At 69.2% G+C, this 26,643-nt stretch carries 30 protein-coding genes; 16 read left to right on the top strand and 14 right to left on the bottom strand.

Annotated elements, in window-relative coordinates; all coding sequences use genetic code 11:
• Positions 1 to 90: 90 nt before the first annotated feature.
• A complete protein-coding gene (locus JNUCC0626_RS13185) occupies positions 91 to 828 on the bottom strand; it encodes a chitinase (protein WP_394620011.1) in 738 nt (245 codons plus the stop codon).
• 507 nt (positions 829 to 1,335) lie between these two features.
• Between JNUCC0626_RS13185 and JNUCC0626_RS13180 the strand changes: the two genes are divergently transcribed.
• From JNUCC0626_RS13180 to JNUCC0626_RS13170, 3 genes are all read left to right on the top strand, one after another.
• Entirely contained in the window at positions 1,336 to 1,665 is a 330-nt protein-coding gene (locus tag JNUCC0626_RS13180) for a hypothetical protein (RefSeq protein WP_394620010.1), read from the top strand.
• A 289-nt stretch (positions 1,666 to 1,954) separates the two neighbouring features.
• Positions 1,955 to 2,287: a nucleotidyltransferase family protein gene (locus JNUCC0626_RS13175; protein WP_394620009.1), complete on the top strand. Its 333-nt coding sequence runs from the start codon at positions 1,955 to 1,957 to the stop codon at positions 2,285 to 2,287.
• A gap of 55 nt (positions 2,288 to 2,342) precedes the next feature.
• On the top strand, positions 2,343 to 2,591 hold the full coding sequence (locus tag JNUCC0626_RS13170) for a nucleotidyltransferase family protein (RefSeq protein WP_394622031.1): 249 nt from the start codon (positions 2,343 to 2,345) through the stop codon (positions 2,589 to 2,591).
• A gap of 217 nt (positions 2,592 to 2,808) precedes the next feature.
• On the opposite strand, the gene JNUCC0626_RS13165 is transcribed toward JNUCC0626_RS13170, so the two are convergent.
• A complete protein-coding gene (locus JNUCC0626_RS13165; protein ID WP_394620008.1) occupies positions 2,809 to 4,536 on the bottom strand; it encodes a cytochrome c biogenesis protein DipZ in 1,728 nt (575 codons plus the stop codon).
• Positions 4,537 to 4,816: 280 nt separating this feature from the next.
• Between JNUCC0626_RS13165 and JNUCC0626_RS13160 the strand changes: the two genes are divergently transcribed.
• The gene (locus tag JNUCC0626_RS13160; protein ID WP_394620007.1) at positions 4,817 to 5,467 is read left to right on the top strand and encodes a fasciclin domain-containing protein; all 651 of its coding nucleotides are present in this window, start codon (positions 4,817 to 4,819) and stop codon (positions 5,465 to 5,467) included.
• Positions 5,468 to 5,580: 113 nt separating this feature from the next.
• Here the strand turns inward: JNUCC0626_RS13160 and JNUCC0626_RS13155 are convergent, their stop codons facing one another.
• From JNUCC0626_RS13155 to JNUCC0626_RS13140, 4 genes are all read right to left on the bottom strand, one after another.
• Positions 5,581 to 6,279 (bottom strand): anti-sigma factor, encoded by a 699-nt coding sequence (locus JNUCC0626_RS13155; RefSeq protein WP_394620006.1) that lies wholly within the window; start codon positions 6,277 to 6,279, stop codon positions 5,581 to 5,583.
• Between the two features lie 159 nt (positions 6,280 to 6,438).
• Positions 6,439 to 6,801 carry an STAS domain-containing protein gene (locus JNUCC0626_RS13150; RefSeq protein ID WP_394620005.1) on the bottom strand — a complete coding sequence of 121 codons (363 nt, stop codon included), beginning with the start codon at positions 6,799 to 6,801 and terminating at the stop codon, positions 6,439 to 6,441.
• A complete protein-coding gene (locus JNUCC0626_RS13145) occupies positions 6,798 to 8,006 on the bottom strand; it encodes a PP2C family protein-serine/threonine phosphatase (RefSeq protein ID WP_394620004.1) in 1,209 nt (402 codons plus the stop codon). Before JNUCC0626_RS13145 ends, JNUCC0626_RS13150 begins: the two co-directional genes overlap by 4 nt.
• A complete protein-coding gene (locus JNUCC0626_RS13140) occupies positions 8,003 to 8,803 on the bottom strand; it encodes an alpha/beta fold hydrolase (protein WP_394620003.1) in 801 nt (266 codons plus the stop codon). Before JNUCC0626_RS13140 ends, JNUCC0626_RS13145 begins: the two co-directional genes overlap by 4 nt.
• Positions 8,804 to 8,974: 171 nt before the next feature.
• Between JNUCC0626_RS13140 and JNUCC0626_RS13135 the strand changes: the two genes are divergently transcribed.
• From JNUCC0626_RS13135 to JNUCC0626_RS13105, 7 genes are all read left to right on the top strand, one after another.
• A complete protein-coding gene (locus JNUCC0626_RS13135) occupies positions 8,975 to 9,382 on the top strand; it encodes an ATP-binding protein (protein ID WP_394620002.1) in 408 nt (135 codons plus the stop codon).
• A gap of 104 nt (positions 9,383 to 9,486) precedes the next feature.
• Positions 9,487 to 10,335, top strand: coding sequence for an STAS domain-containing protein (locus JNUCC0626_RS13130; protein WP_394620001.1), 849 nt, complete (start codon positions 9,487 to 9,489; stop codon positions 10,333 to 10,335).
• Positions 10,335 to 10,733 (top strand): STAS domain-containing protein, encoded by a 399-nt coding sequence (locus JNUCC0626_RS13125; RefSeq protein WP_394620000.1) that lies wholly within the window; start codon positions 10,335 to 10,337, stop codon positions 10,731 to 10,733. The genes JNUCC0626_RS13130 and JNUCC0626_RS13125 overlap by 1 nt, the downstream gene beginning before the upstream one ends.
• Positions 10,733 to 11,146 (top strand): anti-sigma regulatory factor, encoded by a 414-nt coding sequence (locus tag JNUCC0626_RS13120; RefSeq protein ID WP_394619999.1) that lies wholly within the window; start codon positions 10,733 to 10,735, stop codon positions 11,144 to 11,146. The genes JNUCC0626_RS13125 and JNUCC0626_RS13120 overlap by 1 nt, the downstream gene beginning before the upstream one ends.
• Positions 11,143 to 12,165, top strand: a complete 1,023-nt coding sequence (locus tag JNUCC0626_RS13115) for an ATP-binding protein (protein ID WP_394622030.1) — start codon at positions 11,143 to 11,145, stop codon at positions 12,163 to 12,165. Before JNUCC0626_RS13120 ends, JNUCC0626_RS13115 begins: the two co-directional genes overlap by 4 nt.
• Positions 12,162 to 13,904 carry an ATP-binding response regulator gene (locus tag JNUCC0626_RS13110; RefSeq protein ID WP_394619998.1) on the top strand — a complete coding sequence of 581 codons (1,743 nt, stop codon included), beginning with the start codon at positions 12,162 to 12,164 and terminating at the stop codon, positions 13,902 to 13,904. Before JNUCC0626_RS13115 ends, JNUCC0626_RS13110 begins: the two co-directional genes overlap by 4 nt.
• Complete coding sequence (locus tag JNUCC0626_RS13105) at positions 13,897 to 15,456, top strand: SpoIIE family protein phosphatase (protein WP_394619997.1); 1,560 nt, start codon at positions 13,897 to 13,899, stop codon at positions 15,454 to 15,456. The genes JNUCC0626_RS13110 and JNUCC0626_RS13105 overlap by 8 nt, the downstream gene beginning before the upstream one ends.
• On the opposite strand, the gene JNUCC0626_RS13100 is transcribed toward JNUCC0626_RS13105, so the two are convergent.
• From JNUCC0626_RS13100 to JNUCC0626_RS13090, 3 genes are read right to left on the bottom strand one after another with little or no spacing between them, the layout of a single operon-like run.
• A complete protein-coding gene (locus JNUCC0626_RS13100; protein WP_394619996.1) occupies positions 15,453 to 15,629 on the bottom strand; it encodes a hypothetical protein in 177 nt (58 codons plus the stop codon). The genes JNUCC0626_RS13105 and JNUCC0626_RS13100 overlap by 4 nt on opposite strands.
• 34 nt (positions 15,630 to 15,663) lie before the next feature.
• Positions 15,664 to 16,698, bottom strand: a complete 1,035-nt coding sequence (locus JNUCC0626_RS13095; protein WP_394619995.1) for a fatty acid desaturase family protein — start codon at positions 16,696 to 16,698, stop codon at positions 15,664 to 15,666.
• Entirely contained in the window at positions 16,695 to 17,876 is a 1,182-nt protein-coding gene (locus JNUCC0626_RS13090; protein WP_394619994.1) for an AI-2E family transporter, read from the bottom strand. Before JNUCC0626_RS13090 ends, JNUCC0626_RS13095 begins: the two co-directional genes overlap by 4 nt.
• 212 nt (positions 17,877 to 18,088) lie before the next feature.
• On the opposite strand from JNUCC0626_RS13090, the gene JNUCC0626_RS13085 reads away from it, so the two are divergent.
• Positions 18,089 to 18,265, top strand: coding sequence for a CsbD family protein (locus JNUCC0626_RS13085; RefSeq protein ID WP_394619993.1), 177 nt, complete (start codon positions 18,089 to 18,091; stop codon positions 18,263 to 18,265).
• Positions 18,266 to 18,322: 57 nt separating this feature from the next.
• On the opposite strand, the gene JNUCC0626_RS13080 is transcribed toward JNUCC0626_RS13085, so the two are convergent.
• Positions 18,323 to 18,934 (bottom strand): hypothetical protein, encoded by a 612-nt coding sequence (locus JNUCC0626_RS13080; protein WP_394619992.1) that lies wholly within the window; start codon positions 18,932 to 18,934, stop codon positions 18,323 to 18,325.
• 247 nt (positions 18,935 to 19,181) lie between these two features.
• Here JNUCC0626_RS13080 and JNUCC0626_RS13075 point away from each other — a divergent pair, with 247 nt between their 5' ends.
• The 4 genes from JNUCC0626_RS13075 (at position 19,182) to JNUCC0626_RS13060 (ending at position 21,614) form a co-directional block, all read left to right on the top strand.
• Positions 19,182 to 19,646, top strand: a complete 465-nt coding sequence (locus tag JNUCC0626_RS13075; RefSeq protein WP_394619991.1) for an STAS domain-containing protein — start codon at positions 19,182 to 19,184, stop codon at positions 19,644 to 19,646.
• Positions 19,647 to 20,071: 425 nt separating this feature from the next.
• A complete protein-coding gene (locus JNUCC0626_RS13070) occupies positions 20,072 to 20,599 on the top strand; it encodes a DUF5994 family protein (RefSeq protein ID WP_394619990.1) in 528 nt (175 codons plus the stop codon).
• Positions 20,599 to 20,754 (top strand): DUF6307 family protein, encoded by a 156-nt coding sequence (locus JNUCC0626_RS13065; RefSeq protein WP_394619989.1) that lies wholly within the window; start codon positions 20,599 to 20,601, stop codon positions 20,752 to 20,754. Before JNUCC0626_RS13070 ends, JNUCC0626_RS13065 begins: the two co-directional genes overlap by 1 nt.
• Positions 20,751 to 21,614, top strand: coding sequence for a transglutaminase-like domain-containing protein (locus tag JNUCC0626_RS13060; RefSeq protein ID WP_394619988.1), 864 nt, complete (start codon positions 20,751 to 20,753; stop codon positions 21,612 to 21,614). The genes JNUCC0626_RS13065 and JNUCC0626_RS13060 overlap by 4 nt, the downstream gene beginning before the upstream one ends.
• Position 21,615: 1 nt before the next feature.
• Here the strand turns inward: JNUCC0626_RS13060 and JNUCC0626_RS13055 are convergent, their stop codons facing one another.
• The 4 genes from JNUCC0626_RS13055 to JNUCC0626_RS13040 all read right to left on the bottom strand — a co-directional run bounded on the left by JNUCC0626_RS13055 (position 21,616) and on the right by JNUCC0626_RS13040 (position 26,303).
• Positions 21,616 to 22,536, bottom strand: a complete 921-nt coding sequence (locus JNUCC0626_RS13055) for an acyl-CoA desaturase (protein ID WP_394622029.1) — start codon at positions 22,534 to 22,536, stop codon at positions 21,616 to 21,618.
• A gap of 163 nt (positions 22,537 to 22,699) precedes the next feature.
• Complete coding sequence (locus tag JNUCC0626_RS13050) at positions 22,700 to 24,163, bottom strand: glycoside hydrolase family 130 protein (RefSeq protein ID WP_394619987.1); 1,464 nt, start codon at positions 24,161 to 24,163, stop codon at positions 22,700 to 22,702.
• Complete coding sequence (locus tag JNUCC0626_RS13045; RefSeq protein ID WP_394619986.1) at positions 24,160 to 25,170, bottom strand: hypothetical protein; 1,011 nt, start codon at positions 25,168 to 25,170, stop codon at positions 24,160 to 24,162. Before JNUCC0626_RS13045 ends, JNUCC0626_RS13050 begins: the two co-directional genes overlap by 4 nt.
• Positions 25,167 to 26,303: a glycosyltransferase gene (locus JNUCC0626_RS13040; protein WP_394619985.1), complete on the bottom strand. Its 1,137-nt coding sequence runs from the start codon at positions 26,301 to 26,303 to the stop codon at positions 25,167 to 25,169. Before JNUCC0626_RS13040 ends, JNUCC0626_RS13045 begins: the two co-directional genes overlap by 4 nt.
• Positions 26,304 to 26,643 lie beyond the last annotated feature (340 nt).

The raw sequence follows: 26,643 nt of genomic DNA, 5'->3' as shown, positions 1-26,643 counted from the left end.
TAGCGGTCCGCCCGAGTTGCGTTGCCAGGCGCCGTGAGGCTATAGCTGTGCGAGGGCCTTTCGCCTGAAAGGCCCTCGCACAGCGTTCGGTCAGCAGGACAGGTTGCTGCCGGTCGGGACTCCGAGGATCCCGGTGATCTGCGTGTACTTGTCGATCCGGCTTTGCACCTGTGCCGGGTTGCCGCCGTTGCACTCGATGGAGCCGTTGATGCTGCGGATGGTCTCACCGAAGCCGCGGCCGTTGACCATCGCGTCGTGCGGGGTCATCGTGCCGGGGCCGCTCTGGGTGTTCCAGTACCAGAGGCCGGTCTTCCACGCGACGGCCGCGTCCTGCTCGACGAGGTAGGGGTTGCCGAGAAGGTCGATGCCGAGGTTGTCTCCGGCGGCCTTGTAGTTGAAGTTCCAGCTCAGCTGGATCGGTCCGCGGCCGTAGTACGCGGCTTGGCCCGCAGGACAGCCGTAGGGCTGGCCGGCGTCGCAGTAGTGCGGGTAGTTGGCCTGGTTCTGCTCCACGATGTGGACGAGGCCGCCGGTCTCGTGGTTCACGTTGGCCAGGAAGGCCGCGGCTTCCTGCTTCTTCACCGTGTCGTCGCCGGTGTTGGCGAAGCCGGGGTAGGCGTCGAGGGCCGCCGTCAGGCCGCTGTACGTGTAGAAGCTGTTGCGGCCGGGGAAGATCTGGTTGAACTGGGCCTCGCTCACCACGAACGAAGCGTCCGATGTGGACGGTTGGGCGGACGAGGTCGTGGCGGGCAGCACCAGTGCGCCTGTGGTGGCGACGAGTGCGGCCACGGCCACTCCGGCGCGCTTCAGGAACCGGGGTGTCGACATTCGGAACTCCTCTTGTCATGCCGGTCGTGCGCGATACGACCGATCCCGTGTGGACTACGGCAATAGGTATGGACCAATCGTCGAGCCGTGAAACCACTCTCACGGCAAGAGGCCGCGACTGGCCCAGTGATCGCTCCACTATCTGGCCGTGCGTAGAGGGTGAGTGGGCCGAATGGATGACACGCGAGGTCGAAGGGAAGCGGTGTCTCTACTTTCCGTAGAGATGGACCCGGCGAGGAGTGGCTCCCGAAACCAGGCTGGCCGTGCTCGACTTGCTCAGCGGCAGTGCGGGACGTTCGCGGTCCGCGAAGATTGCGACGTGAGGGAGGCGTCGAAACGTGGACGTTGCCGTCGGCCTGCTGGTACTCAGGTAGCGCTGGGCGTTCGCGCTCGCGGGTGTCGTGGCGTTGAAGGGACTGCGCGGCAGGCGTCGCGGGCCGACGGCCCTGCTGGCTGTGGCCAACGTCGTACGAGCACCACCAGGTGATCGCGAAGAGGTCAGTGGCCGTGAGCGCGGCTTGGATCGTGTGCGAGCAGAACTCGGGCATCGGAATGCGCGCCTTCATCGTGGACCGTCTCACCCGCGTGCCCTGCAACCCCGCGAAGGGACTGGTCACACTGTCGTCGGGCGGTTCGGTGGTGTACCAGACGACGGTCGGAGGCGTTCAGGCTCCGCGCGACGTCGTCCGGAACAGTGCGCGGATGGTCGACGTGTTCGCCAAGGCAGGCGTCGAACTGACCTCCACGCGGCCCAACCTGGCGCAGGGCGCGGCGGTGTCGGCGCCCTGCACGGCTTCCGGCACGTCGACAGGGGCGGCGGTAGCGCACAGCCGGTGAGGGCCGGCTGCACTTCCGCGACGACCGCGCGGGCAACCGCTACCGGGCGCCGGCGTCGTACCAGGTCCAGCGCTGGAACGGCGGCGGATGGGCCGATGTCGCCGGGCTGACCAGAACACCGGTCGCGCACGTCGCCCGGCCAAGAGTCGTCGCCTGCACGGCCGTGACAGCTACGATGACGTGAAGCGGGGACAACACATCGTTGTCGCTTTCCTGCAAAGGGAGATCAGGCCCGTCTCCTGATCCAGACATCGCAGGCGACCGCCGGGAGCAGGACCAGAGGCCCCGCATGCTGATCGGCCGACTCCCGGTGGACGAACAACTCGACGCGTTGCGCACGACCCTCGCTCGCAACGAGGTGTTGATGGAGGTCTTGGCCCGCGCCAAGAAGCTGGACCTTCCAGGCTGGTACCTGACCGCAGGGTGCGTGTTCCAGACCGTGTGGAACGTGGTCACCGGCCGGCCACCGGCCGAGGGCATCAAGGACTACGACCTGTTCTACTTTGACGACACCGACCTCAGCTGGGAAGCCGAGGACGAGGTCATCCAGGCCGGCGTGAACGCCTTCCGCGACTTGCCGGCGGTCGTCGAGATCCGCAACGAGGCACGCGTGCACCTCTAGGTACGAGGATCACTTCGGGGTTCCCTGCAGGCCCCACACCTCCACCGAAGCGGCCATCGACTCGTTCGCGGCGACAACCTGCTGCCTGGGCATCCGCCTCGACGGCGACGACCACTGGCGCGTCTACGCGCCGCACGGACTCGCCGACGTGTTCAACCTCGTCGTCCGACCCAACCCCGTACTCGCTCCCCGCAACGTCTACGAGGCCAAAGCTCAACGCTGGCAAGAACAATGGCCTGAACTCACAGTGCTGCCCTGGCCCGAAACCGACGAGCAGCAGCCACCGTCGACGCCAACAGGTTGACAAGTACGGACAAAGGAACGCTGGTCGTAGCACGCGACGGCCCGCCACGATGCTGGTGTTCAGAGCCAGGTGGACAGCGCCTTGACGATGGTGGCGCGGTTGCGGGGTGCGGTGAGGGTGGCGACGGGTTCGCCGCCTGAGAACAGCATCGGGGTGGGGTGCTGAGAACGCTGTAGCGGACGGCGATGTCGGTGAACTGAATGGGTGGTGTTCCTGATCAGCCGAAGGTGAAGGAGAAGGCCTGGACGCCGGAGCTGACGGTCGCGGTGAGCGAGCCGCTCTGGAGTTCGGGCGTGAGGACGAGTTGGTAGGAGTTCGGGGTGCCGTCGACCTCGATCGTCTTGGTCTGCCCGTTGTTCTCGACGGTGACGGTTCCCCTGCCGGACAACACCATTCGGACTTCCTTGGCGCGGTAGTTGAGCTTGATCTGCCCGGATGCGTCGGTGGGGGCGATCGACTGGGTGTCGAGCTTCCAGGCGCCGGAAAGCGCGAACGAGTCCGCGGCCTGGTTTTCGGGGAACTGGAAGGACTTCTCGCCGCTGGTGTACTCCTCGGTGCCGGCGAAGTTCACGCGCTTGGTGGAGCCGAGGTAGGTCTCGCGGGTGATGTCGGCGTTGTCCGGGGTGTCGTCGGCCAGTTCGGTCGAGGCGGGGAGTTTCGTTTCGGGATTGGCGTCGGTGAGCAGCTGGCGGATGAGCTTCTCGGTGACTTTGTAGTCGCCTTCGCCGAACTTGATGTGCCGCACGGTCCCGGACGCGTCGATCAGGTAGTGGGCGGGCCAGTAGCGGTTGCGGTAGTTGGTCCAGGTGCCGAGGTTGTTGTCGAGGGCGACGGGGTAGGTGATGCCGAAGTTCTTCGCGGCCGCCTCGACGTTGGCGGGTTCCTTCTCGAACGCGTACTCGGGGGAGTGGACGCCGATGACCTGGAGCCCGGCGTCGCGGTAAGCCTTGTCCCACGCGACGATGTGCGGGATCGAGCGCTGGCAGTTGATGCAGGAGTAGGCCCAGAAGTCGAGCATGACGACCTTGCCCTGCAAGGCCTTCAGCTCCAGTGGCTGCGAGTTGACCCACTGCTGGATGCCAGTGATGTCCGGTGCGGTGCCACAGCTCTCCAGCTCGGTGCCGCCGTCGGAGCACTTGTCCAGGTCCTTGTTCTGGTCGTTGACCAGGCCACCGAGGTTCAGCGCTCGCTTGACCTGCTCGGAGTTGTTCACCTTGTCCTGCAACGAACTGGTGTAGTCCGGGATGACACGCTGCAGCAGCTGCGGCAGGTTGAACACCAGACCGAACGCGAGCGCGATCATGACGACGCCCGCGGTGATGCGGATGCCGCGCTGACGCTTGCGGAAGGACCGCACCCGCTCGGCGACGCGGCGGCCGGCGAGCGCGAAGATCAGCAGCGGGACAGCGGCGCCGACGGCGAACGTGAGCGTCAGGACGACGGTCTCGGTGCCGATTCGGCCGGTCGAGCCGGCCACGGTGATCGCGGCCAGAACCGGTCCCGCGCAGGGAACGTAGACCGCGCCCAGTGCCAAGCCGAGTGTGAACCCGCCTCGGGTCGCATCGGGATTGCGTTGCGGGATCCAGGAGAACGGCTTCTCCAGCAGTTGTTCGAACCGCGGCACGATCAGGCCGATGCCGATCAGGACGAGCACGACGATGCCGCCCCAGCGCAGGACGTCCTGCGGCAGGTTCAGCACGGTCAGCAGCAGTGACCCGAACAGTGTGACGAGGCTGAAGCTGACGACGAGTCCGGCGATGACGAGGTAGGGCCGCGTGCGTGACGCAGGCTTGGTCGCCACGGCCACCGCGCCCGCCTCAGGCGTCGTGGAGCGGGCGCTCTGAGTGCCGCCGGAGAAGAAGATGACGGGCAGGACGGGCAGGATGCACGGCGAGATACCGGTGACCAGGCCGCCGATCAGACCGATCAGTGCGAGGGTCAACATGTGGGGCCCTACTCGGATTGACGGAAGTACGTGATGTCAGTCCTTCGAGGCTGAACGCACAACGGATTGCTCAGTTGACACAGGCACTTGTGGCTTGCAGGAGAGTGGTTCGCAGCGACAGTCGACTGTGGACGATGGATCTGCCGCGCGGTGTCTGCGCTGTTCGCGCGTGATGCGTGAGCCAGTTGGTAACAGATCGATAACCAGACCCATCCGTTCTCCGAGGGGCCGCGAATCACCGGCAACAAGCTCCCCCGCTCAGTCCTTGGAGACATCCGTCATGAACAAGACCGTCCGCAACACCGTTCTCGCCATCGGCACCGCATCACTCGCGCTGTTCGGCGCGGCGTGCGGTTCGGGCGACATGGCCTCCAGTGGCAGCTCTTCCACCGCCGCCGCGCCCACCACGACCGCGTCGTCGCAGGCGATGGCAGACCCGGCCAAGGACCTCGTCGGTCCCGGCTGTGCCGACTACGCGAAGCAGGTTCCGTCCGGTGCGGGTTCCGTGACCGGCATGGCGGCTGACCCGGTCGCCGTCGCCGCGTCCAACAACCCGCTGCTCACCACGCTCGTCAGTGCGGTGTCCGGCAAGTTGAACCCGAAGGTCGACCTGGTCTCGACGCTCAACGGCGCCGAGTTCACCGTGTTCGCCCCGGTCGACTCCGCCTTCGCGAAGATCGACGCCGCGACGATCGAGAAGCTCAAGACCGACGACGCGCTGCTGACCAAGATCCTCACCTACCACGTCGTCCCCGGCCAGATCTCGCCCGACAAGATCGCCGGTGACCAGAAGACCGTCGAGACCGGCACCGTCAAGGTCACCGGCTCCGGCAACGCCATCAAGGTCAACGACGCCAACGTGATCTGCGGCGGCGTGCACACCGCCAACGCGACCGTCTACCTCATCGACTCGGTCCTGATGCCCTCCTGACATCTCCAGGGGTAGCAGTACCGCGACTCCGGAAACCGCACTGCGATGCGGTTTCCGGAGTTTTTGTGTGTGACGGGAGCGTTGCTGTCCTATGTGGATCGTCGCTTGTGCGGTCAGCGAAGGGCGATTGAGATAACGGGACTGCCTGTCGGGCTCGGTGATCCGCTGAGAGGTTCCGCGGTGACGATCGTTTCACGGACGTCTTCGATCCCTGCCACCAGAAGCGATGCCACTCCGCCGGTGGGGCGCAGGACGCCGGCCGGGTGCGGACCGCGAGAATCCACCAGCCACAGCTGGTAGGCACGATCATGTGGCAACGCGGGCAGGTCGTCCGCCAGGAAGAGCATCTCGTCGCGGTGGCGAGACATCGCCGCGGTACCCGTGGCGTTTCCCGTGCCGACGAGACGCAGGTCCGGCGCGGCCAGCAGATCACCGATCTGGGTGCGCGGCGAGAGAGAGGTCGCCGGTACGGTCGTGGTCGTTGTCAGTGCCCCATGCACGCCGGCAACCAGCACGGCGGCCACGCAGGCGGCCGAGACGAGTGCGGCAGCGTGTCGGAGACCCTGTCGTCGTGACGGAGTCGCTCCGATCTCGGAGGTGCGCGGAACCTGCTGCGCCTGCCCGGCCGCGTGCATCACATCCGGTCGGAGCACCCTCGGAGAGACCTTGTCGACAGAGCTGCCGAGCCGGGCTGTGGCTTCCCTCAGCCCGGTCACTTCGTCGGTGCAGCTCGAACACGCGCGCAAATGTGTTTCGAACTTCGCGTGCTCGGCGTCAGACAGTGCGCTGAGCACGTAGGCACCGGTCAGCAAGTGTGCGTTGATCGCACGCTCTCTTCCCGGTGTCACACTGCTGCTTCGTGGCCAGGCCATGAACGGATTGCCTTCTGCGCCCAACGGCGACGGCCGCGCACAGCACGGTCACGCCACGGGCCACGCGGAGTAGTCAAACGCGGGTACGACCCCAGCCGGCTACTGGTCCGATCGGGACTCCGCCCATCGAGCGTGAGCGTCGGAAGCGGTGGCGTGGGTGACGAAGAAGTCGCCCAGACCAACTGTTGCGAGGGTCCGTGCGAGGTGACGAGGAACGCCGGTCAACGCCAGGCCCGCGTCGGACGCGTGCACCGACTTGTGGGCTGCGATCAATGCCGAGATGCCGCTGGAATCGCAGAACCGCAAGCCTGCCAGGTCCACGACCACCTGTTGGCCGGGGCGCGGTGCGAGGGCCTCGATCGCCCTCAGCGCTTGAGGGGCCGTCGCCGTGTCGAGTTCGCCGGAGATCTCGAGTACGGGGCCGGCCGGGGTGTCGCGGGTCAGGACGGTGAACGGGGTCATGACGGGCCATCTCCAACCAAGTGGACGCTGAGTGCGAGCAACGCGGTGTCGTCGTCGACTCCGTCGCCAAAACTCGTGAGCAGCCTGGTCATCGCGGCCACGGTGTCGGTCGCGGTGCTGGTGTCCAGGGTGTCGGCGAAATCGCGCAGTTCTTCCTCGCTGTAGCGGCCTTGGCCGTGGACGCGGGCTTCGGTGAGACCGTCGGAGTAGAGCAGCAGGGTGTCGCCGGGCAGCAGGCGCACCTGCCGCTCGACGAACCGTGCGTCGGGCAGCGCGCCGATCAACTGGCCTCCGCGGGTGGTGAGCAGTTCGGCGATCCCGCCGTGGCGGATCAGCAGCGCAGGTGGGTGCCCGCCGCTCGCAAGCGTGACCGTGGCGCCGCCGGCAGCCGGTTCGAGCAGGCCGTGGATCGCGGTGCAGAAACGGGGCGAGGTGCCGTGCAGCTCCTGGATGAGCACCGCGTTGAGGTTCCGCAGCACAGCGACGGGGTGCGGGTCGTGGACGGTCGCGGCGCGCAGCGTGTAGCGGGTCAGCGAGGTGACCGCGGCGGCCTCCGCGCCTTTGCCGGACACGTCGCCGAGGAAGAACGCCCACCTGCCGTCGGCGAGGGGGAAGAGGTCGTAGAAGTCTCCGCCGATCTCGTCGGCCGAGGCTGGGTGGTAGTAGGCGGCGACGTCCATGCCGGGCACGTCCGGCAGCGAGGGCGGGAGCAGCGTGCGTTGCAACGTCGAAGCCAGCAGCTGCACCCGGTCGCGCTCGCGTTCGGCTTCCTGCCGGGCGCGCACCAGTTCCTGTTCGTAGGAGCGGCGGTCGCGTGCGTCGAAGACGGTGGTGCGGATCAGCTTGGCGGTGCCGTTGGCGCTGGTTTTGACCGACGAGCTCACGAGCACCGGTAGCCGGGTGCCGTCGGCGCGCCGCAGTTCCAGTGCGATTCCGCCGGCCTCGCCGTGCATGCGCAACGTCGGCTCGAAGTGCGTCTCGTGGTAGATCCGGCCTCCGACGGTGAGGAGGTCAGCGAACCGCCGTTGTCCGACCAGGTCGTCGCGGGTGGTGCCGAGCCAGCCCAGCAGCGTTGCGTTGATCTTGACGATCGTGCCGTCCATCAGGGTCGACAGGTAGCCGCACGGCGCGTGCTCGTAGAGGTCTTCGGTGCTGTCTTCCAGCAGTTCCGACAGAGGGTCGTCGGCCGCCTCGTGGTCGATCACCGAGCGGCCGCGAACTCGATGATCGCGGTCGCGGTCTCCTCGGGGGCGCTCAACTGCGGACAGTGCCCTGTCGCGTTCAGCGTCACGAGAACGCTGCCGTCGATCTGATCGTGCACGAACTCGCCGACCTCGGGTGGCGCGATCGCGTCCGCCGAACACTGCAGCACGACGGTGGGGGTGGTGACGCCGGCGAGGTCCGTGCGGTTGTCGGACAGGAACGTGGTGCGCGCGAACACCCGCGCCACCGCGGGATCGGTGCGGCAGAATGACGCTTCCAGCTCGTCGCCGAGTTCGGGTCGGTCGGGGTTGCCGACGATGACCGGCGCCATGGTCGCGGACCAGCCGAGGTAGTTGGACTCCAGCGCGTCGAGCAGCTCGTCGATGTCGGCGCGGCTGAATCCTCCGCGGTAGTCATCGTCGTCGAGGTAGCAGGGCGAGGGAGTCAGCAGGACGAGCTTGGCGAACCGCTCGGGTTCGCGGGTGGCCGCGAGGACGGCGATCATCGAGCTGACCGAGTGCCCGACCAGCACGACGTCACGAAGATCGAGCTCGGCGCAGATATCGAGGACGTCCTGCGCGTAGCCGGCGAGCGAGGAGTACCGCTGTGGCGTCCACGCCGACAGATCCGACCTGCCGGAGCCGACGTAGTCGAACAGCACGACCCGGAACCGCTCGGACAGGTGAGGAACGACCAGCCGCCACAGGTTCTGGTCACAACCGAACCCGTGGGCGAGCAGCACCGCGGGGCCGTCGTCGCGGCCGGTGACCACGACGTTGTTCCTGCGCAGCACGCTCATCGGCACATCGTGCCACCGAATGGGGAAGTCGGGGTCGGCCCGTTGGCGCACCGTGACCTGCCTACCGCTGGCGGATTGCGAACCCGCGGGCGGTTTAGGCCGTTCCGACGGGGTGTAGTCGGCCAGTAGTAGGTAACGTGCGAGCAAAAGTGCATATCGCGAAGGAGCCTGGTGACGACCATCGATGGGGACTCGGGCTCCTTGGTGCTCGATCTGCCCATCGGACCCGCGATCGGCCTGTCGGACCTGCGCGGCCGGATCACGGACACGCTCACGGATCTCGGCGCGGACTTCTGCTACGACGTGCTGCTCGTCGCCACCGAGCTGGTGAGCAACGTCCTCGACCACACACCGGGCACCGGACGGATCAGGGTTCTCCGCGGCGTCGCGGACGGCGAGATCACCATCGAGGTCGACGACACCTCGTCGCAGCTTCCGGTGCGGGGCTGCTCCCGGCTCGGCAGCGCGCGGGGCCGGGGTGTCGTGATGGTCGACATGGTGTGTCACACCTGGGGCACCCGGTCCCTGGCTGACGGGGGCAAGACCGTGTACGCCCGTGTGCGCCGCTCCGGCGACTAGTACCTGGTGATCGACCCGGTCAATGGTGTTGATCGGGTCGATGAGGTTGACTGTCGGTCTCGCTGACTACCGTCTGTGGGATGTACTAGGCCGAGGAGGCCTGAGTGACTGCGGACGCAGGGCGCGCCAGCTTGGCGGAGCTGTTGAGGGCGAACACCGATCCGCTGGTCGAGAAGTGGGTGAGCGGGGTCGCGGCGTTGCTCCGCGGCCGGGCGGCGAAGGCCGAGCTGGAGGGCGACTTCCGCGAGTTCTTCCAGGCGCTGCTGCCGTTGGTGGGCAACGACGGGCGGGACATCTCCGCACCGGAGTTCGGCGACATCCGGTCGTTGCTGGAGGAGTACTCGCGCGGCCGGGCGCGGGTCGGCTTCACTCCTTCGGAGACCGCGTCGAGCGTGTTCTCCCTCAAGCGTGCGGTCTTCGAACTCACCGAGAACGACGACGACCCGCAGCTGTTCCGTCAGGTCATGACGTTTTCCAGTCTGCTGGACAGTCTCGGTTTGTGGACGTTCGAGACGTACGCGCAGGCCCGTGAGGAGATCATCAAGGAGCAGTCGGAACAGCTGCTCGAACTGACCACGCCGGTGGTCAAGATCTGGGAAGGCGTGCTCGCGGTGCCGCTGGTGGGCACGCTGGACTCCGCGCGCACCCAGGTGGTGATGGAGAAGCTGCTCGAAGCGCTGGTCGAAACCGGCTCGGAGCACGCGATCATCGACATCACCGGTGTGCTCGCCGTGGACACCCAGGTCGCGCAGCACCTGCTCAAAACCGTGGTGGCGGCCAGGCTCATGGGAGCCGAGTGCACCGTGTCCGGCATCCGGCCGCAGATCGCGCAGACGATCGTGGCGCTGGGCATCGAGTTCGGCGACATCGTCACCAAGGCCTCGCTCGCGGACGCTCTGCGGCACGCGTTGCGGCGCGAGGGCGTCGACGTCGTCCGCCGGGAGACGCGCTGATGGAACGCGTCCCGATTCTGAAGATCGGCGGCGTGCTGCTGGTCTCCATCCAGATCGACCTGCAGGACCAGAGCGTGCTGGCGTTGCAGGAGGATCTGGCTGAGCGGATCAGCGCGACCGGTGCGCACGGCGTGATCATCGACATCTCCGCGGTGGAGATCGTCGACTCGTTCATCGGGCGGATGTTCGCCACGATCGCGTCGATCTCGCGGCTGTTCGACGCCGACACCGTCGTGGTGGGCATGCGTCCCGCCGTGGCGATCACGTTGGTCGAGCTCGGGCTCACGCTGGGCGGCGTGCGCACCGCGCTCGATCTGGAACGCGGCATGAAGATCCTCGGTCAGATCGACCGGCACCGTCGGGGCGTGCGCTCCGACGAGTTTCCGCAGGACGCCTGATGACCGCCCGGTCCGATGGGCCGGAAGAACTGCCGATCAACGGCGACGACGATGTCGTGCGGGTTCGTCAGCTGGTGCGCGCCTACGCACAGCGGGTGAAGCTTTCGCTGGTCGATCAGACGAAGCTCGTCACCGCGGCCAGCGAGCTGGCGCGCAACACCCTGATCTACGGCGGTGGCGGTTTCGCCCGCGTCGAAGAGATCCACGACGGCCGCCGGGCCGGCGTGCGCGCCTCGTTCCACGACGAGGGGCCAGGTATCCCGGACGTCACGCTGGCACTGGCCGACGGCTGGAGCAGCGGACAGGGCCTCGGTCTCGGCCTGAGCGGAGCCCGCCGGCTGGCCGACGAGTTCGACCTCGACACCGAACCCGGTCGCGGCACGGTCGTGACGGTGGTGAAGTGGAAGAGATGATCAACTCGTCGTGTCTGCCGACGGCGGAGGACGTCGCCTGGCTGCCGGTCGAGGAACCCGCCCACGTCGGCCGCGCCCGTCGTTCGGCGACCGCGCTCGCCGAACGGCTCGGCTTCAGCGGCACCCGTGTCGCGGAGCTCGGGATCGCGGTCACCGAGATCGGCACCAACCTGCACAAGCACGCGCGGCAGGGGATCGTGCTGATCCGCGCGATCCGGGGTGAGCGGGACGAGGCAGTGGAGATCGTCGCGATCGACCGCGGACCGGGCATCCGCGACCTCGACCTGGCGCGTCAGGACGGTCAGTCGACCACCGGCACCCTGGGCGTGGGACTCGGCGCGGTCGCGAGACTGGCGGGGAGCACCGCGATGACCTCGCGCTCGGGCCTGGGCACCGTTCTGGTGGCGCGCTTCCCGGTCCGCGGTGGTGCCGTGGCTGCCGATGACGCCGCTGGTCTGACCAGGCCGATCAGCGGCGAGCAAGTGTGCGGTGACGCCTACGCGGCCTGCCGCACACCGGGCCGGTTGATGCTGATGATGTGCGACGGTTCTGGGCACGGCCCGTTGGCCGCCACCGCGTCCACCGCCGCCGTCCGGCTGTTCCGCGAGATGTCGCACGCACGGCCCGAGGAGATCGTCGCGCGAGTGCACGCCGAACTGCGCGGCACTCGTGGTGGCGCGGTGGGCATCGCGGAGATCGACCTCGTGGCCAAGTCCGTGCGGTACTGCGGGCTGGGCAACATCGCCGCGGCGGTGCTGGGGGAGGGGCGCAAGCAGGGCATGATCTCGGTTCCCGGCGTCGCGGGCCACCAGGCACGCACGATCCGCGTGTTCGACTACGCGTTGCCGGACAATGCCGTGGTGGTGTTGCACTCCGACGGCCTCACCGAGCGGTGGGGCTTCGACGATCACGGCAGTGATCTGTTCGTCGATCCGCCCGTGCTGATCGCGGCGACGTTGCTGCGCGGCGCGGGGGTGCGCAAGGACGACGCGTGCGTTCTGGTGGGCAAGCCGCGATGAGCACGACGGAACTGGTGCGGCTGACCATCGGTGGCGAGCAGGACGTGTTCCTGGTGCGCCACCACGGTCGTGAGGTCGCCGCGGCGGTCGGCCTCGAAGGGCAGAACCAGGTCAGGGTCGCGACCGCGCTGAGCGATGTCGGTCGCGAACTGGTTCGCCAGCACGTGGCGACGAAAGCCGTGTTCCGCGTCCAGGACGGCGCCACGCCCGCGTTGCTGGTCGAGCTGACCTGGTCCGGCACCGCGTCGACCGACTCGGGACCCGGCTGGGACACCGCGCGCAGGCTGATGGACGAGGTCCGGTTCGACGCGTCCGGCGTGACGCTCGTGAAGCACCTCGCCGCGGTGACGGTCGACGAGGACCGGCTCGCGCGGCTGCGCGACGAGCTCCGCGACGCCGGCAGCGGCACCGCCCTGGACGAGTTGCGAGCCCAGAACCAGGAACTGCTGGAGACCCTGGAGAACCTGGAGCTCAAGAGCAAGGAGCTGGAGCGGCTCAACGCCGAGCTGGAGGACACCAACCGCGGCGTCGTCGCTCTGCACCAGGAACTGACCGACGAGCTGGAGCAGACGAACCAGGGCGTGGTCGCGCTCTACGCGGACCTGGACGCCAAGTCCGCCGAGCTGCGCGACGGCGCGGCGGCACGGATCCGGTTCTGGACCAACATCAGCCACGAACTGCGTTCCCCGATCAACTCGGTCGTCGGACTCACCCGGCTGCTCGGCGCCCCCGGCGGCGATCCGATGACCGACGACCAGCGCCGGCACGTAGACCTGATCAACTCGTCGGCGGCGACCCTGCTGTCGCTGGTCAACGAGCTGCTCGACACGGCCAAGGCGGAGTCGGGAGGCCTGCAGCCGCAGCTGGCACCGGTCGCCCTCGACTACGTGCTCGCCCAGCTGAGGGCCTCGTTGCAACCGCTGCTGCGCAGCGGGGACGTGCGTCTGGTCGTCGACCCGTTGCCGGAGTTGCCGTCTCTGGTCACCGACGAGACGCTGCTGGTGCGCATCCTGCGCAACGTGCTGTCCAACGCGGTGAAGTTCACCGAACAGGGAGAGGTGCGTTTCACCGCCCTGCGCGGACCCGGCCCGGACGAGATCCGCTTCGAGATCACCGACACCGGTATCGGCATCCCCGAACACGAGCAGGCCAAGGTCTTCGAGGAGTTCTACCAGGTCCCCGGCGCGTTGCAGGTCGACGCCGGAGGCACCGGCCTCGGCCTGCCCTACGCCCGCAAACTCGCGGAGATCCTCGGCGGCACGCTGACGTTGAGCAGCACGCCGGGCTCCGGCACCCAGGTCGTGCTCGTCCTGCCGGTCGCCCAGGACGAGGACGTTCAGCCCGCCCCGGTCGGCCGGGCGTTGATCGCCCACGGCGACGAGCAGGAGCGTGCCCGGCTGGCCGATGTCGTGGGGGAGCTGGCCGAGGAGGTCGTCGAGGCCGAGGACGGGCGCAGGGCGTTGAACCTCGCCAAGTCGCGGCACCCGGACCTGATCGTGCTGCACGCGAGCACGCCGTTGATGAGCGGCAGCGCGGTGCTCGCGGTGCTGCGCCTCGACCCGGAACTGCGGCACGTGCCGGTCGTGGTCGTGTGCGGCGACGACCCCGGAAGCCTCGCCCGCACCGTCAACGGACTCGGCGCCGCCCTGCTGCACCACTCGCGCGTCTCCACGGAGTCCGTACGTCGCGCGGTGCGCGACGCCCAGTTCGCCGCACGAGGACGGACAACCGATGAGTGAGGTCGCGGAGGCCGCCGTCGCGTCGGTGCTCGTGGTCGACGACCTGGAAGCGAGCCGGTTCATCGCGTCGAGCTGGCTGCGCCGCAGCGGGCACACCGTGACCGAGGCGACCACCGCCGCGCAGGCGCTCGCGATCCTGGCCGAGCGTCCGTTCGACCTCGTGCTGCTCGACGTGAACCTGCCCGACATGAGCGGATTCGACGTCACCGAGCGGATCAAGAGCGACCCCCGCACGAGCTCGATCCCGGTGGTGCTGGTCTCGGCCACCTACATCGAACCCGAGGACAAGATCAACGGGCTGCGGCGGGGCGCCGACGCCTACCTCGCCGAGCCGCTCGACCCCGGCGAGCTGCTCGCGAACGTCGAGGCGGCCGTCCGCTACCACCGGGCCCGAGCCCGCGCCGAGCACCTGGCCGACCGGCTCACCCGCCTGACCGCCGCCACGTTCGCCATCAACGGGGCCACGACGTTCGACGAACTGGTCTCCGCCGCGGCGGCCGGTGCGGCGGACGTGCTCGACGGCGAGGCGACCGCGGTCCTCATCACCCCGGCGGGTTCGGTGCGCGTCGCGGCCTGCGCCGCCCGTCGGTCCGAAGTGGACCTTCGATCGGAGTCCGGCGGACTGGGGAACTGGATCTTCGCTGAGAGCCCCGGGGTCGGCGTCAGGGGCGTCGCGGTGGACGAGCCGGTGTGGCAGCAGAAGCCGGCCTTCGCCGCGGTCGCCCGCTCGAAGTCGGGCAGGCCGCCGATCTGCATCGCCGTCGACCCGACGGCGGCCGTCGCGGAAGACGACCGCAACCTCCTGAGGCAGCTCGCCCAGACGACCGCTCTGGCGGCGGAAGGCCTTCGCGTGTTCGCCGAGGAGCACTCGCTCGCGTTGACGTTGCAGCGCAGCCTGCTGCCGCGAGACCTGCCCAGCCACCCCGGCCTGGCGATGACCGCGCGCTACGTGCCCGCGTCGAGCAACGCCGAGATCGGCGGCGACTTCTACGACGTCATCGAGGTCGACGGTCAGATGCTGATCGCGATCGGCGACGTGTGCGGGCACTCGATCGAGGCGGCCACGATCATGGGCGAGGCGCGGCACGCGTTGCGCGCCTTCGCTTCCGAAGAACACCCACCGGCGGAGATCCTGCGCCGGCTCGACACCATGCTGGAGCGCTTCCACCCCATCAGCGGCCTCACGACCATGTGCCTGCTGCAGGTGGACCTGGACAAGGGCACGATGCTCGTCGCCAACGCGGGCCACGTGCCTCCCCTCGTGACGAACGAGGACGGCTCCCGCTACCTCGACGTGAAAGGCCCGCTGCTGGGCATCGGCCTCGCCCGGCCGGAACCCACCGAGGTCCCGCTGCCCGTCGGGATGACGGTCCTGCTCACCACCGACGGACTCATCGAACGTCCGGGCCTCGACCTGGACGAGGGCATGGAAATGCTCCGAGTCGCCGCGTCCCACGGCGACGACATGGACGAGCTCTCCGACCGGCTGCTCGCCGAACTCGGCACCGGCAAACAGGACGACATCGCGCTGGTGCTCCTGCGACGCCTCTAGACCCGTCCGGCATCGGGGTTCTTCTCGGCCGGCCGGGGACGGTCGCGGTGCCGGCCGGGCTCCTGGAACAGGTTCGTCCAGATCGGTCGGCCGGATTCGGTCCCGGTGCTCCGCGCGCCGGGGTGCTGCGTTTCGGTGTGGCTGAACAGGTCGTTCGTCGTGCACGAGGTCATTGGATGCTTTCCATTGGGGGACAAGGCAGGGGGTTCATCGGTTCCGCAGAGGTGCTCCGGCGTCGTGCAGGTGGCGCAGCACCTGGGCGTACGACCGGATCATGGTGGTCTTGCTGTACGGGATGCCGTGCCGCAGGCAGAAGTCCTCGACGAGGGGCTGTGCGCGGCGCAGGTCGGGGCGCGGCATGTGCGGGTAGAGGTGGTGTTCGATCTGGTGGTTCAGGCCCCCGAGCAGGGTGTCGACCCAGCGGCCGCCGGTGACGTTGCGGGAGGTGAGCACCTGCTTGTGGAGGTGGTCGAGGCGTTGGCCCTCGGCGATGATCGGCATTCCCTTGTGGTTGGGCGCGAACGAGCAGCCCAGGTAGACGCCCATCAGCCCCTGGTGCACGGCGATGAACACGACGGCCTTCAGCGGCGACAGCACCAGGAACACGGCCACCAGGTAGGCGGCCAGCGGCACGATCTGCAGCGCGGCCTCGCGCCACGGGTTGCGCAGTTCGTTGCGGTACAAAGCGATCAGGCCGGAGATCCGCAGCACGGTCGCTTCGGCGAGCAGCAGCGGGAAGAAGAGGAACGCCTGGTGCTGGGTGATCCAGCCGTACAGGCCCCGCTTCCCCTGTGCCTGGGCGCGGCTGAACGCGAGGGCGTGGATCTCGATGTCCGGGTCCTGGCCCTCGTGGTTGGGGTTGGCGTGGTGACGGTTGTGCTTGGCCACCCACCACTGGTAGCTGATCCCGGTGAGGCTGCCGTGCAGGTGCCCGACCACGTCGTTGTTGCGGCGGCTGCGGAAGATCTGGCGGTGTCCGGCGTCGTGGCCGATGAACGCCAGCTGCGTCGAGGCCACGGCCAGGGCCACCGCCAGGAGCACTTGCCACCACGAGTCACCCAGCAGTGCGAACGTCACCGCGATCGCGCCGAGCAGGACGCCGTTGATCGCCATGCGCGCCAGGTAGTAGCCGCGGCGACGGCCCAGCAGGCCGGCGGCTTTCAGCTCCGCCGTCAGCCGGGCGAAGTCGCTGCCGCGTGGTCGGTTCGCTTTCGCGGGAAGCACGTCGTGCGTTGAGGTCATGTACCTGCTCCGGGTCTCGGTGTGTCGGCTTCCGCGTCCTGTCCGGGTTCGTCCGGCGCGGACTCTTCTGGTTCGCTGGTGTGCACGTCGGCGGGTGCCACGTGTTCGTCCGCCTCGCTCAGCAGCGAGCGGATGGCGGAGTTGAGCACGGCCAGCAGCGGCACCGCGAGCAACGCTCCGGCGATGCCCGCGACGAGGAGTCCGCTCGCGATGGCCAGCACGACCGCGAGGGGGTGCAGCTTCACCGCACGCCCCAGCAGGAACGGTTGCAGGACATGGCTTTCCAGCTGGTTCACCGCGATGACGATGATCAGGACTATCGCCGCGGTCACCGGGCCGTTCGCGACGAGTGCGATGAGGACGGCCACTCCGCCCGCCACGACGGCGCCGAAGATCGGGACGAACGCGCCGATGAACACCAGCGCTGCCAACGGAACCGCGAGAGGGACGCCCAGCACGGCCAGTCCGATGCCGATGCCGAGCGCGTCCACCACGGCGACCGCTCCGGTGGCGCGGACGTAGCTGACCAGCGCCGCCAGACTGCGCCTGCCCGCGACGTCCACCCGCCGGCGAGGGCCGTCGGGGACGACGCGGATGAGGAACTGCCAGATCCGCGGGCCGTCGTAGAGGAAGAATGCGAGCGCGAACAGCACCAGCAGCATCTCGACGAGGGTCTCGCCCACCGTCGCGGCGGTGGTGATCGCGCTCGACGTGATGCCGGACTGGTTGTCCTGCAAGGTTTTCACGATTCGGTCCGCGAACTCGCTCAGCTGTGACTCGCTGAGCCGCAACGGGCCGTTGACGAGCCAGCCGGTCACCGCGTCGATGCTGCGGGCCAGTTGTGCGGCCAGGTCCGGCACGCCGTTGACGAAGGTCATCACGACGAACGTGAGCAGCCCGCCGAGCACGACCAGCCCTGCGACCAGGACTACGACGGTGGCGAGGCCGCGGGGAAACCGCTTCGACATGAGAAAACCCACGGCCGGTGCGAGCAAAGCGGCCAGCAGCAAGGCGATCGCGAGCGGCACGACGAGTGACGCCAGCCTGCCGAAGATGACGCCGATCACGTAGATCGAGGCGACAACGACGAGAAAACGCCACCCCAGCGCCGCACTGACGCGCAAGGCGGGAGGAACTGTGTTCCGCGTGGACGACGAGCCCACGCGGTCGTTGCTCACGACGGTTGTACCTCCGGTGTCGATCGCCGACGCCGGGGTCCGGGGTCATCGGTAGGTGAACGGTGCGCACTCGCACGCCCTCGTCTGGAATTCCCCGCCGCCGGCGTCGCAAACCCTGACGGGCTGTGGCGCTGTCGAGGGTTGAGGCGGGTGTCCGGGGGCATCCTGGGGTCGACGTCCCACTTGAAATTCAGGTGGGGGGAAAGGAAATCATGGGCACCGACGACAAGTTCGACGCCAAGGCCGACCAGTTCAAGGGCAAGGTCGAGGAAGGCGTCGGCGAGGCGACCGGTGACAGGTCGCTCGAGAACGAGGGCAAGAAGGACCAGGCCAAGGGCCACCTCAAGGAGTCGACGGAAAAGCTCAAGGACGCCTTCAAGAAGGACTGACCGGCATTCTGTCCACCGCGGCGAGCGTGCCTCCCCCGGCGCACGCTCCCTCGGTGCTCAGCCGAGCACTCCGGTGCTGAGCAAGCCTGCCAGCACCAGTCCTGCGCTCACGACGGCACCGAACACCTCGACCGGCACGAGCCGCGAGCGGGCCCACCGCGCGAACGCCACGTTCACCGACACGTGCGCGGCCGCGGTGGCCAGCACCCACCACGGCCCGGCGGTGAGCAGCGATGTCGCGCCCAGGTGGAACGAGATGGCCACGAGGCCGCGCACCGCGCTGTGCACGGGATGCGTGCTCACGAACCCGCCCTGCGCCTTCAGCTGTTCGGTCGCTTGACGCCCGAGGGGCCAGGTGAACGCCGTCAGTTCGGTGGCTGCGACGAACACGAGCGCTGCCAGCGCCCAGCCGAAGCCGGCCCAGAGCGCGGACGCCGCACCGTTGACGGTGACGAGGACCAGCGCGAGCCGCACCACTTCGTCGGTGGCGCCGGAGACCGTCGCGATGATGGTGTCCCGGCGGCGCACGGCGTGCAGCCTTCCCGCCGACCCCAGCACCGGCAGACGCGCCGCCAGCGCGACCATCCAGCCGAGGGCGCCGAGCAGCACGGTCCCCGCCTGGTCGATGCCGAGCAGCGCGGTGAAAGCCGCCGCGAGGAGCACCAGCACGCCTGCCACCACGGCGGCGCCGGTCCGAACCCTCCCCGTGACCTGGGACGAGCCCGTGTTCTGTCGTTGGTCGTTCAGCGATTCTTCGATGTCCCAACGCTACGCCCTTGCCTCGGTTCCGCGCGAACGTCCACTGTGGATCTTTCCGGTGGCGTGGCCGCTGAGCTTCCGCCTGGGCCGTTCGCGGGTGTAACGTCGAGGCAAGTGCCCTGGACCCGGCGTGTCGTCAGCGACGAGGGAAGGTGCCATGGCACACCAGGACGTCACCACCATGACCGGCCCGTGTCCTGCTCGGACGGGCCGGCCCACCGCCCTTCTTGCCACGACCACCTGGACCGCGGCGTCCGGTGCGATTGTGGTGTCCGTGAGCGGCGAGGTGGACATGTCCACCGCCGCTGTGCTGCGGGAGCGCGTAGTCGTGCAGTTGCCGATCACGAGCCACCTCGTGGTCGACCTCTCCGAGGTGAGCCTCCTGTGCGCGGCCGGGCTCACCGTCCTGCTCGAGGTGCGAGAAGCCGCGCATTCGACCGCGACGAACCTGTGCGTGGTGGCGCGCACCCGGCAGGTGAGGCTGCCCCTGCTGAGAACCGGGTTGTCCGGTGTGCTGGATCTCCACCTCGACGTCGGCGAGGCGCTGTTCTGCCTGTCCGCCGCCCGTTCGGCGTCACCGGCGGGGCCGGGGCTCCCTCGTCAGGCCGGTGACCTCCGGTGAGCGTGCGCGGAGTTGAGTGGTGACGAACTGGTTCAGCACCAGGGTGGTCACCGCTTCGGCGAGCAACACCACAGCGGCGCGTGCCCAGGGTTCGAGTGAGCCACCGGCGCCTGGCGTTCGCGGAGCCGACGAGATGAGGTGCGGACACGGGCCAGTTGTTCCGGATCGACGCGGAGGCGGGCGGTTGCGAGAACGGAGCACCGCGGGGTCCGGGCGGTTTTCCCAGCCTGGCGCCGGAAGGACCGGTCGAGCACACCTCAGGCCTCTCCCCGCTCTGACGCCGCGGGTGCCTGATCGGTGGGGAAGGAGAAAAGGGAGTACGGTCGAGTTCACCGAGAACATCCCGCACCTGAGCGATCGAGCTCCTGTCGTGCTCGGCGAAAGCCTGAACCGGCCGTTCTCCGGCCGGAGACGGGAGTCCCGGCATGACGTCGGCTCCGCACCTGTCCGCAACCCCATCGGCCGGCGAACGGCCTCTGCAGCAGTCGCGACTGCGGCTGCGACCGGAGGCGCCCGTCTCGGGTTACGTCGACGGTGCCTGGTGGCCGCGTTCCCGGGACCTCGCCGCCGAACTGCCGGCGCTGCTCGCGGCGCCGGCAGTTCGGCTGGACGGGATCACGCGGGTGAGTTACGGCCTGGCCGAATGGGAGGCGGCGCCGCGCCGGCTCGTCGCCGACGGCGTCCGCGTTCGCCTGAACGGGTTCTGGACCAGGCCCGCGCACACCCTCGACCTGATCGCAGGAGACCGGCGCCGGCTCACGCTGCTCGTCGTCCCGTCGGACACCGACCCGTTCGCCGCCCACCACATGATGACGAGCGCTGCCCGGCAGGACAACGCCGACACCGTCGAGGACCTCTTCCGCGCGGGTGTCAAGCGTTCCGAAGAGTCCACTGTGGACGCATGGGACACCGAGGGTGGCCGGTTGCCCCAGCAGAAGACGAGAGAAGCCTGATGACCGAATCGAACTACACCTCGGCCTATGGCCGCCGGCTCAAGATGGTGGAGGACGTGTTGACCAACCGCACCGAGCTCGATGGCAAGGCCACACGGGACTTGGCCGTCGACGTGTTGCGCGCGCTCGACCACGTCCCTGAGCGGGTGCGGTGACGGCACGCGACGGCGGCGGGGCGCACACGACGCGGGGCACTCGACTGCTCCGCGTCGGGTGTGCGTTCACCTACCGCGCCGAGGTGCCCACGCCGGCGGTGTTCCTGGTGCGCCCGGACCGGCACGGCGACGTGCGGGTGAGCAGCGAGAACCTGTTCGCTGAACCGGACGCGCCCGTGCAGCACCACTTCGACGTCTACGGCAACTGGCTCGCGCGCCTGGTGCTGCCACCGGGATTGTCCACAGTGAACTACTCCGCGTGGGTGGACGTGCCCGACCGCGTCGAGGACGTCGACGAGGGCGCGCCGGAGGTGTGGCCCGGCGATCTTCCCGATGACGTGCTGCTGTACACGCTGCCAAGCCGCTACTGCGTGTCCGACGTGCTGGGCGACGAGGCCTGGTCGAGGTTCGGCGCGCACCGGCCTGGCTACGGCAGGGTGCGGGCCATCTGCCGGCACGTCCACGAGTCGCTCCGGTTCGGCTACGGCACTTCGACGGCCCTGTCCACCGCGGCCGACGTCAACGAGGCGGGGATCGGGGTTTGCCGCGACTTCACCCACCTGGCGATCTCCTTCTGCCGTGCGCTCAACATCCCCGCCCGGTACGTCTTCGGCTACCTGCCGGATCTGGACGTGCCGCCGGACGGCGCGCCGATGGACTTCGCGGCGTGGATGGAGGTCTGGCTGGGTGACCGCTGGTGGACCTTTGACCCGCGCAACAACACGCCCCGCAAAGGACGTGTCGTGATCGGCCGGGGCCGGGACGCCGCGGACGTCGCGATGGTCACGACGTTCGGCGGCCCCGTGCTGGAGTCCATGGTCGTGCACGCCGAGGAGGACCTCGCCCCGGCGTGGCGGTGAGCTACCGAGCCGCCGTGCGGGCGTCGCCGACCGGCTTCAGCTTGCGCGCCAGGCGTTCTGGCCTCGGCCAGCGCACGGCGGTGGCCCAGCCGAGGATCTCGAACACCCGGATCAGCCGTGCGGAGATGTCGATCTGCCCGCGGCGGACACCGTGGCGTGCGCAGGTGGGGTCAGCGTGGTGGGAGTTGTGCCAGGACTCGCCCATGGACAGGATCGCGAGCGGCCAGAAGTTCGCCGACTTGTCGCGTGCCTCGAACGGCCGGTCGCCGATCATGTGGCAGAGGGAGTTGACCGACCACGTGACGTGGTGCAGCACGGCCACCCGGACGAGGCTCGCCCAGAAGAACGCCGTGAGCGCGCCCCACCAGCTCCAGCTGATCAGCCCGCCCGCCACTGCCGGTGCCAGGAGTGTCACGGCGGTCAGCACGGGGAAGAGGCGGTTGACGCGCTGGACGTCGTGATCGGCGAGCAGGTCGGGGGCGAAGCGGGCGGCGTTGGTGAGCTCGCGGCGGAACATCCACCCCATGTGGGCGTGCCAGAACCCCTTGGCCAGCGCGCCCGCCGAGGTGCCGAACAACCAGGGGGAGTGCGGGTCGCCCTCGCGGTCGGCGAAGGCGTGGTGGCGGCGGTGGTCGGCGACCCAGCCGATCACCGGTCCCTGCATCGCCATGCTGCCGGTCACCGCGAGCCCGATCCGCAGGCCCCGGTTGGCCTTGAAGGCGCCGTGGGTGAAGTAGCGGTGGAAGCCGATCGTCACGCCGAGACAGGTGAGCGTGTAGAAGAAGGCGGCGAGGGCGATGTCGGTCCAGCCGAGGCCCCAGCCCCAGGCGAACGGGACCGCGGCGGCCAGCGCCAGCGCGGGGACCACCGCGAAGAGCTTGACCAGGAACCTCTCGAACGGGGTGTTCTCACCCGCGAGCATCGGCTGTGGTGCTGCCTGCACGCGTGGTGTCGTTGTCGTGTTCACGTCGCGAACCTCCGGAACGGCGATTTCGTCAGTGCCGCCGGGGTCTCGGGCGAACGCTACTGCCTGTCGGCACCGGTTACCCGCCTTGCGGCCGCAGCGAAACGCGAGCGCGACGGAGTCACCGGACCATCGCGGCGAGCAGGTCGCCTATCGGCGCCGTGGCGAGGCCGATGGTGGCGTCGCTCGCGCCGTACGGGATGACCAGCGTGTCGTCGTGCAGCAGGCCGCCGCACGAGTAGACGACGTTGGGCACGTAGCCGTCGCGTTCGGCGGAGCTCGGCGTCAGCAGCGGTTCCGGCAGGCTGGCCAGCACCCGGTGGGGTTCGTCGAGGTCGAGCAGCATCGCTCCCATCGAGTAGAGCCGCATGGGGCCGACGCCGTGGGTCAGCACCAGCCAGCCCTCTGGCGTCTCGATCGGTGAGCCGCAGTTGCCGACCTGGACGAGCTCCCAGTCCCTCGCGGGTCGTGCCACGGGCCGTGCTTCGTCCCAGGTCCTGATGTCGCCCGACGTCGTGACGGCCGTGCTCTCGCCGTCTCCTCGGGACAACGCCACGAACCTGCCGCCGATTCGCCTCGGGAACAGCGCCATGCCCTTGTTGCGCGCGGCCGAGCCGGTCGTCTGGGTGACTCGGAAGGTGCGGAAGTCGTTGGTCTGCAACAGTTGTGGTGCCACGTCGACGCCGTCGTACGCGGTGTAGGTGGCGTAGTAGGTCTGCTCGCCGTCGTCGTCGGTGAAGCGCACGAACCTGGCGTCCTCCATGCCGTGGCGTTCGGAAGGGCCCGACGGCCAGAGCACCCGGCCGCTCACCACCGAGTCGTCCGGGAACTCGGTGGTGTAGTTGCACGCGGCGATCCACCTGATCAGCTCGATGGTCCGGTGCGCGGCTTGCCTGGCGACCAGCTTCGGGTGCAGGCCTGCCAGCAGCTCGTCCAGTTCCGCGCCGGTGAACCGCGAGGGCAGCCACCGGGTCAGCACGGCGGAGACCTCGTCGTCGTGGCCGCGTTCGGCGAGCGTGCCGAGGAAGAGGCTCTTCTCGTAGACCGCCTCCGTCCGCGCACCCGTGCTGATGATGCTCGGTTGCGGGTCCACGGTGAGCGCGGCGCCCGGACCGGCCAGTCCGGTCCGGAAGCCGACCGAGGACACGTGGCCCTCGCCGATGCCGCGGACGCTCAGCACGAACCGGAGCTCACCCGGTGCCGTTCCAGCCTGGTCGGGGTGAGCGACCACGGACGGGTTGCACAGCGCGGCGCCCTCCACGGCGTACTCGTGGGTGAAGTACGCGCCGATCAGCAACCGGCGGGACTCGGAGAGGTCGGCGTCCGCGGCCAGCCGGTGGCTGACGCTCGCGAAGTTGTCCGCGAAGGTCACGCGCACGTCCCGGTGCCGTCCGGCGAACAGGCGGACCGTGCGCTCGAGCGCGGCCAGCACCGTGTCCTCGTCGAGTGCCATCACCCTCCGGATCACGCCCGCGGCCCGCGACTCGTGTTCGGGAACCTCCTCTCCCGGCACGAAGAGCTTGGTGATGACCCGGCGGGGGTCCGGGCGCAGCCGCAGCGGGTCGCGCGTGACGCGGGGGATCATCCGGTGCTCTCCTGGAGCGTGCGCAGGTGTTGCAGCGTCGACAGCAGCGCGAGGGTCGACTCGGCGCCCTGGTTGATGTTGGGGCCGTTCGGGGTCAGCCCGTCGTAGCCACCGCCGGTCCGCACGTCGTGCATCAACGCGCTGCGGTCGTTGTCGCCGTTGAACCACGCGATCGAACAACGGACACCGGCGAGCCACCGGGGGTCGGCGGTGACCCGGTAGGCGCGGGCGCAGGCGTCGGCCATCGCGGCGGCCTCGACGGGTTGCTGGTCGAACGCCGGACGCGGCTCGCCGAGGTACCACCCGGCGGGGGAGACCGGCGAGAGGTGGAAGTCCGTGGACTCCGCGGTCAGCAGCCAGTCCAGCAGCCGCAGGCCGCCGTCGCGGACCTCGTCGCTGCCGAGGAGGTCACCCGCCGCGATCAACGCCTCCGGCAGCACGGCGTTGGCGTAGAACAGCCGGTTCTCCGGCCACGGCCAGTCCGCGCCGGGACGCGGTCCGCCGATGTACGAGGTGATGTCGCCGAGCAGGGCGGCGGCGGAGGTGTGGAGCGGATCGGCGGCAAGCACCTCGGCGGCACCGAGGGCGGCGAACGCCATCGTGCGCACCGAGGGCGGCCGGTGGTGGGCGGCGCGCTCGAAGCACTCCAGCGCGGCCAGCCGGACCGCGGGCACCGGCGAGCGGGCGGCGGCGGTGCCCAGTCCCCACAGCGCGCGCCCCCACCAGTCGCCCAGCCCCGGTTCGTCCCGCCAGCGCCGGTCGGGGCCGAGCCGGTTGTGGAAACGCCCGTCCTCGGCCTGCGCGTAGGCGACGAAGGCGAGGTAGTGCTCGGCCAGGGCGGCCAGTTCGGTGGCCGGTTCCGGTTCGCGGCACAGCACGACCAAGCCGCGCGCTACGTCGTCGAGGCAGTAGCCGTGTTCGATGCGCGGCAGCGGGCCCTCCGCGTGCTCGTAGAGGCCGGTGTCGTCGCTGAGCCGGATCAGGTGGGTGAAGTCGGGGCCGGTCACCTCGTCACGACCCGCGCGTCGAAGAGCTTCTCCGCGATCAGGTTCTCCGCGAGCTCGCGGTAGCGACCCGCCACCGCGGGCCAGCTCAGCACGGCTCCCAGGCTCGCGGAACGGTGGCGCATTCCGGAGGCGAGGCCGGGCTCGGTCAGCACTCGTCGCAGTGCCGCGGCGATGGCGGCCGGATCGCGGTGCGGCACCAGCAGGCCGGCGCCGTCGCCGAGCAGTTCGACCGCGTGCGGGAACACGGTCGCCACCACCGGTTTCCGCGCCGCGAGCGCTTCGACGAGCACCCCGGACGTGACCTGCTCGGACGAGTCGTACGGCAGCAGCACGACGTCGGCTCTGCCGACCAGGTCCGCCAGTGCCCTCGCCCCCAGGTAGGCCGGGTCGAACTCGACCAGGTCCGTGACGCCGGAGGCGGCGGCGCGGCCACGCAGGTGCGTCCGGTACGCCTCACCCTCGTGCGCCAGCACCTTGGGATGGGTCTGGCCCGCCACGAGGTAGCGCGGCCGCAGGTCGCGCAGGGAGGCGAGCGCCTGGATGCCCCACTCCACGCCCTTGCCGCGCCCGAGCAGGCCCCAGGTGAGGATCAGAGGTCCGCGGCCGGGCGTGCCGACCGCGGGCCTGTCGGTGGGAACGGCACCGTGTGGGATAACCACGACCCGGCTCGGCCGTTCGACCGCGTAGCCCGCCAGGAGACGGTTTCTGGCGGCCTCCGACATGGTGACGACGGTGTCGGAGTGTTCGACGACCGCCTCGAGCACCTGGCGTTGCCCGGGAGTGGGCGAGGTGAGCACCGTGTGCAGCACGACGATCACCGGGACCCGCAGCCTGGCGAGGACGCCCAGCGCCTCCGCGCCGTCGCGCCCGGCGTAGATCCCGTACTCGTGCTGGACCACCGCGACGTCACACGTGTTGAGCACGTCGGCCGCGTCCTGCACCGCGCCGGGACGCATGGGGTGCACGGAGGGCAACGCCGCGGTGTCGGGATCGGCGTCGGAAAGAACGCGGACGACACGGCTGCCGCTGCCTGGGGTGACGGCGGTCAGGTGGCGCCGCAGGGACGCGGTGAACGTCGCGAGGCCGCATTGGGTGGGTGGATAGGTGCTCAGGAAGCCAAAGGTGCGAACCATGAAGCGGAAGGGCCTTTCGGATCGAAGGCAGGCGGCACCGGCACCGGCTGGAGGCCGGCGCGAGGCACTGTCCACAGGAGACGACCGGATGCGGCCGTCAGGTGGGTCGGTTCACGCCCTCGTGCGCCACGTCGTGGGGCTGGTGCGGATCGGGCCCGAGATCATCTCGGTTCTCCCGCCTCCGTCCGGGCGGGGATGCTGACACTCCGGGGGTGGCGCCTGGCTCGGTCGCCGACGCGCGAGTTCCCCTCGGAGCTCCCACTCTACGCTCACGGACGCCGCGCGCAGGACGTGCCGGTCCGGCACCGGTGTTGTCGATCAGCGCGTGCCGATGCCGTTG

Origin of the sequence: Lentzea sp. JNUCC 0626, assembly GCF_043632865.1 — a bacterium.
Lineage (GTDB): Bacteria > Actinomycetota > Actinomycetes > Mycobacteriales > Pseudonocardiaceae > Lentzea.
The sequence above is the reverse complement of the archived record's forward strand: the minus strand, read 5'-3'. Positions and strand labels throughout refer to the sequence as shown.

What these genes read in the sequence shown, in the direction of transcription:
- JNUCC0626_RS13185 (WP_394620011.1), bottom strand. Translation starts at nt 828, where the DNA reads ATGTCGACACCCCGGTTCCTGAAGCGCGCCGGAGTGGCCGTGGCCGCA.
- JNUCC0626_RS13175 (WP_394620009.1), top strand. Translation starts at nt 1,955, where the DNA reads ATGCTGATCGGCCGACTCCCGGTGGACGAACAACTCGACGCGTTGCGC.
- JNUCC0626_RS13165 (WP_394620008.1), bottom strand. Translation starts at nt 4,536, where the DNA reads ATGTTGACCCTCGCACTGATCGGTCTGATCGGCGGCCTGGTCACCGGT.
- JNUCC0626_RS13160 (WP_394620007.1), top strand. Translation starts at nt 4,817, where the DNA reads ATGAACAAGACCGTCCGCAACACCGTTCTCGCCATCGGCACCGCATCA.
- JNUCC0626_RS13150 (WP_394620005.1), bottom strand. Translation starts at nt 6,801, where the DNA reads ATGACCCCGTTCACCGTCCTGACCCGCGACACCCCGGCCGGCCCCGTA.
- JNUCC0626_RS13140 (WP_394620003.1), bottom strand. Translation starts at nt 8,803, where the DNA reads ATGAGCGTGCTGCGCAGGAACAACGTCGTGGTCACCGGCCGCGACGAC.
- JNUCC0626_RS13125 (WP_394620000.1), top strand. Translation starts at nt 10,335, where the DNA reads ATGGAACGCGTCCCGATTCTGAAGATCGGCGGCGTGCTGCTGGTCTCC.
- JNUCC0626_RS13120 (WP_394619999.1), top strand. Translation starts at nt 10,733, where the DNA reads ATGACCGCCCGGTCCGATGGGCCGGAAGAACTGCCGATCAACGGCGAC.
- JNUCC0626_RS13115 (WP_394622030.1), top strand. Translation starts at nt 11,143, where the DNA reads ATGATCAACTCGTCGTGTCTGCCGACGGCGGAGGACGTCGCCTGGCTG.
- JNUCC0626_RS13110 (WP_394619998.1), top strand. Translation starts at nt 12,162, where the DNA reads ATGAGCACGACGGAACTGGTGCGGCTGACCATCGGTGGCGAGCAGGAC.
- JNUCC0626_RS13105 (WP_394619997.1), top strand. Translation starts at nt 13,897, where the DNA reads ATGAGTGAGGTCGCGGAGGCCGCCGTCGCGTCGGTGCTCGTGGTCGAC.
- JNUCC0626_RS13100 (WP_394619996.1), bottom strand. Translation starts at nt 15,629, where the DNA reads ATGACCTCGTGCACGACGAACGACCTGTTCAGCCACACCGAAACGCAG.
- JNUCC0626_RS13095 (WP_394619995.1), bottom strand. Translation starts at nt 16,698, where the DNA reads ATGACCTCAACGCACGACGTGCTTCCCGCGAAAGCGAACCGACCACGC.
- JNUCC0626_RS13085 (WP_394619993.1), top strand. Translation starts at nt 18,089, where the DNA reads ATGGGCACCGACGACAAGTTCGACGCCAAGGCCGACCAGTTCAAGGGC.
- JNUCC0626_RS13075 (WP_394619991.1), top strand. Translation starts at nt 19,182, where the DNA reads ATGGCACACCAGGACGTCACCACCATGACCGGCCCGTGTCCTGCTCGG.
- JNUCC0626_RS13070 (WP_394619990.1), top strand. Translation starts at nt 20,072, where the DNA reads ATGACGTCGGCTCCGCACCTGTCCGCAACCCCATCGGCCGGCGAACGG.
- JNUCC0626_RS13065 (WP_394619989.1), top strand. Translation starts at nt 20,599, where the DNA reads ATGACCGAATCGAACTACACCTCGGCCTATGGCCGCCGGCTCAAGATG.
- JNUCC0626_RS13055 (WP_394622029.1), bottom strand. Translation starts at nt 22,536, where the DNA reads ATGCTCGCGGGTGAGAACACCCCGTTCGAGAGGTTCCTGGTCAAGCTC.
- JNUCC0626_RS13050 (WP_394619987.1), bottom strand. Translation starts at nt 24,163, where the DNA reads ATGATCCCCCGCGTCACGCGCGACCCGCTGCGGCTGCGCCCGGACCCC.
- JNUCC0626_RS13040 (WP_394619985.1), bottom strand. Translation starts at nt 26,303, where the DNA reads ATGGTTCGCACCTTTGGCTTCCTGAGCACCTATCCACCCACCCAATGC.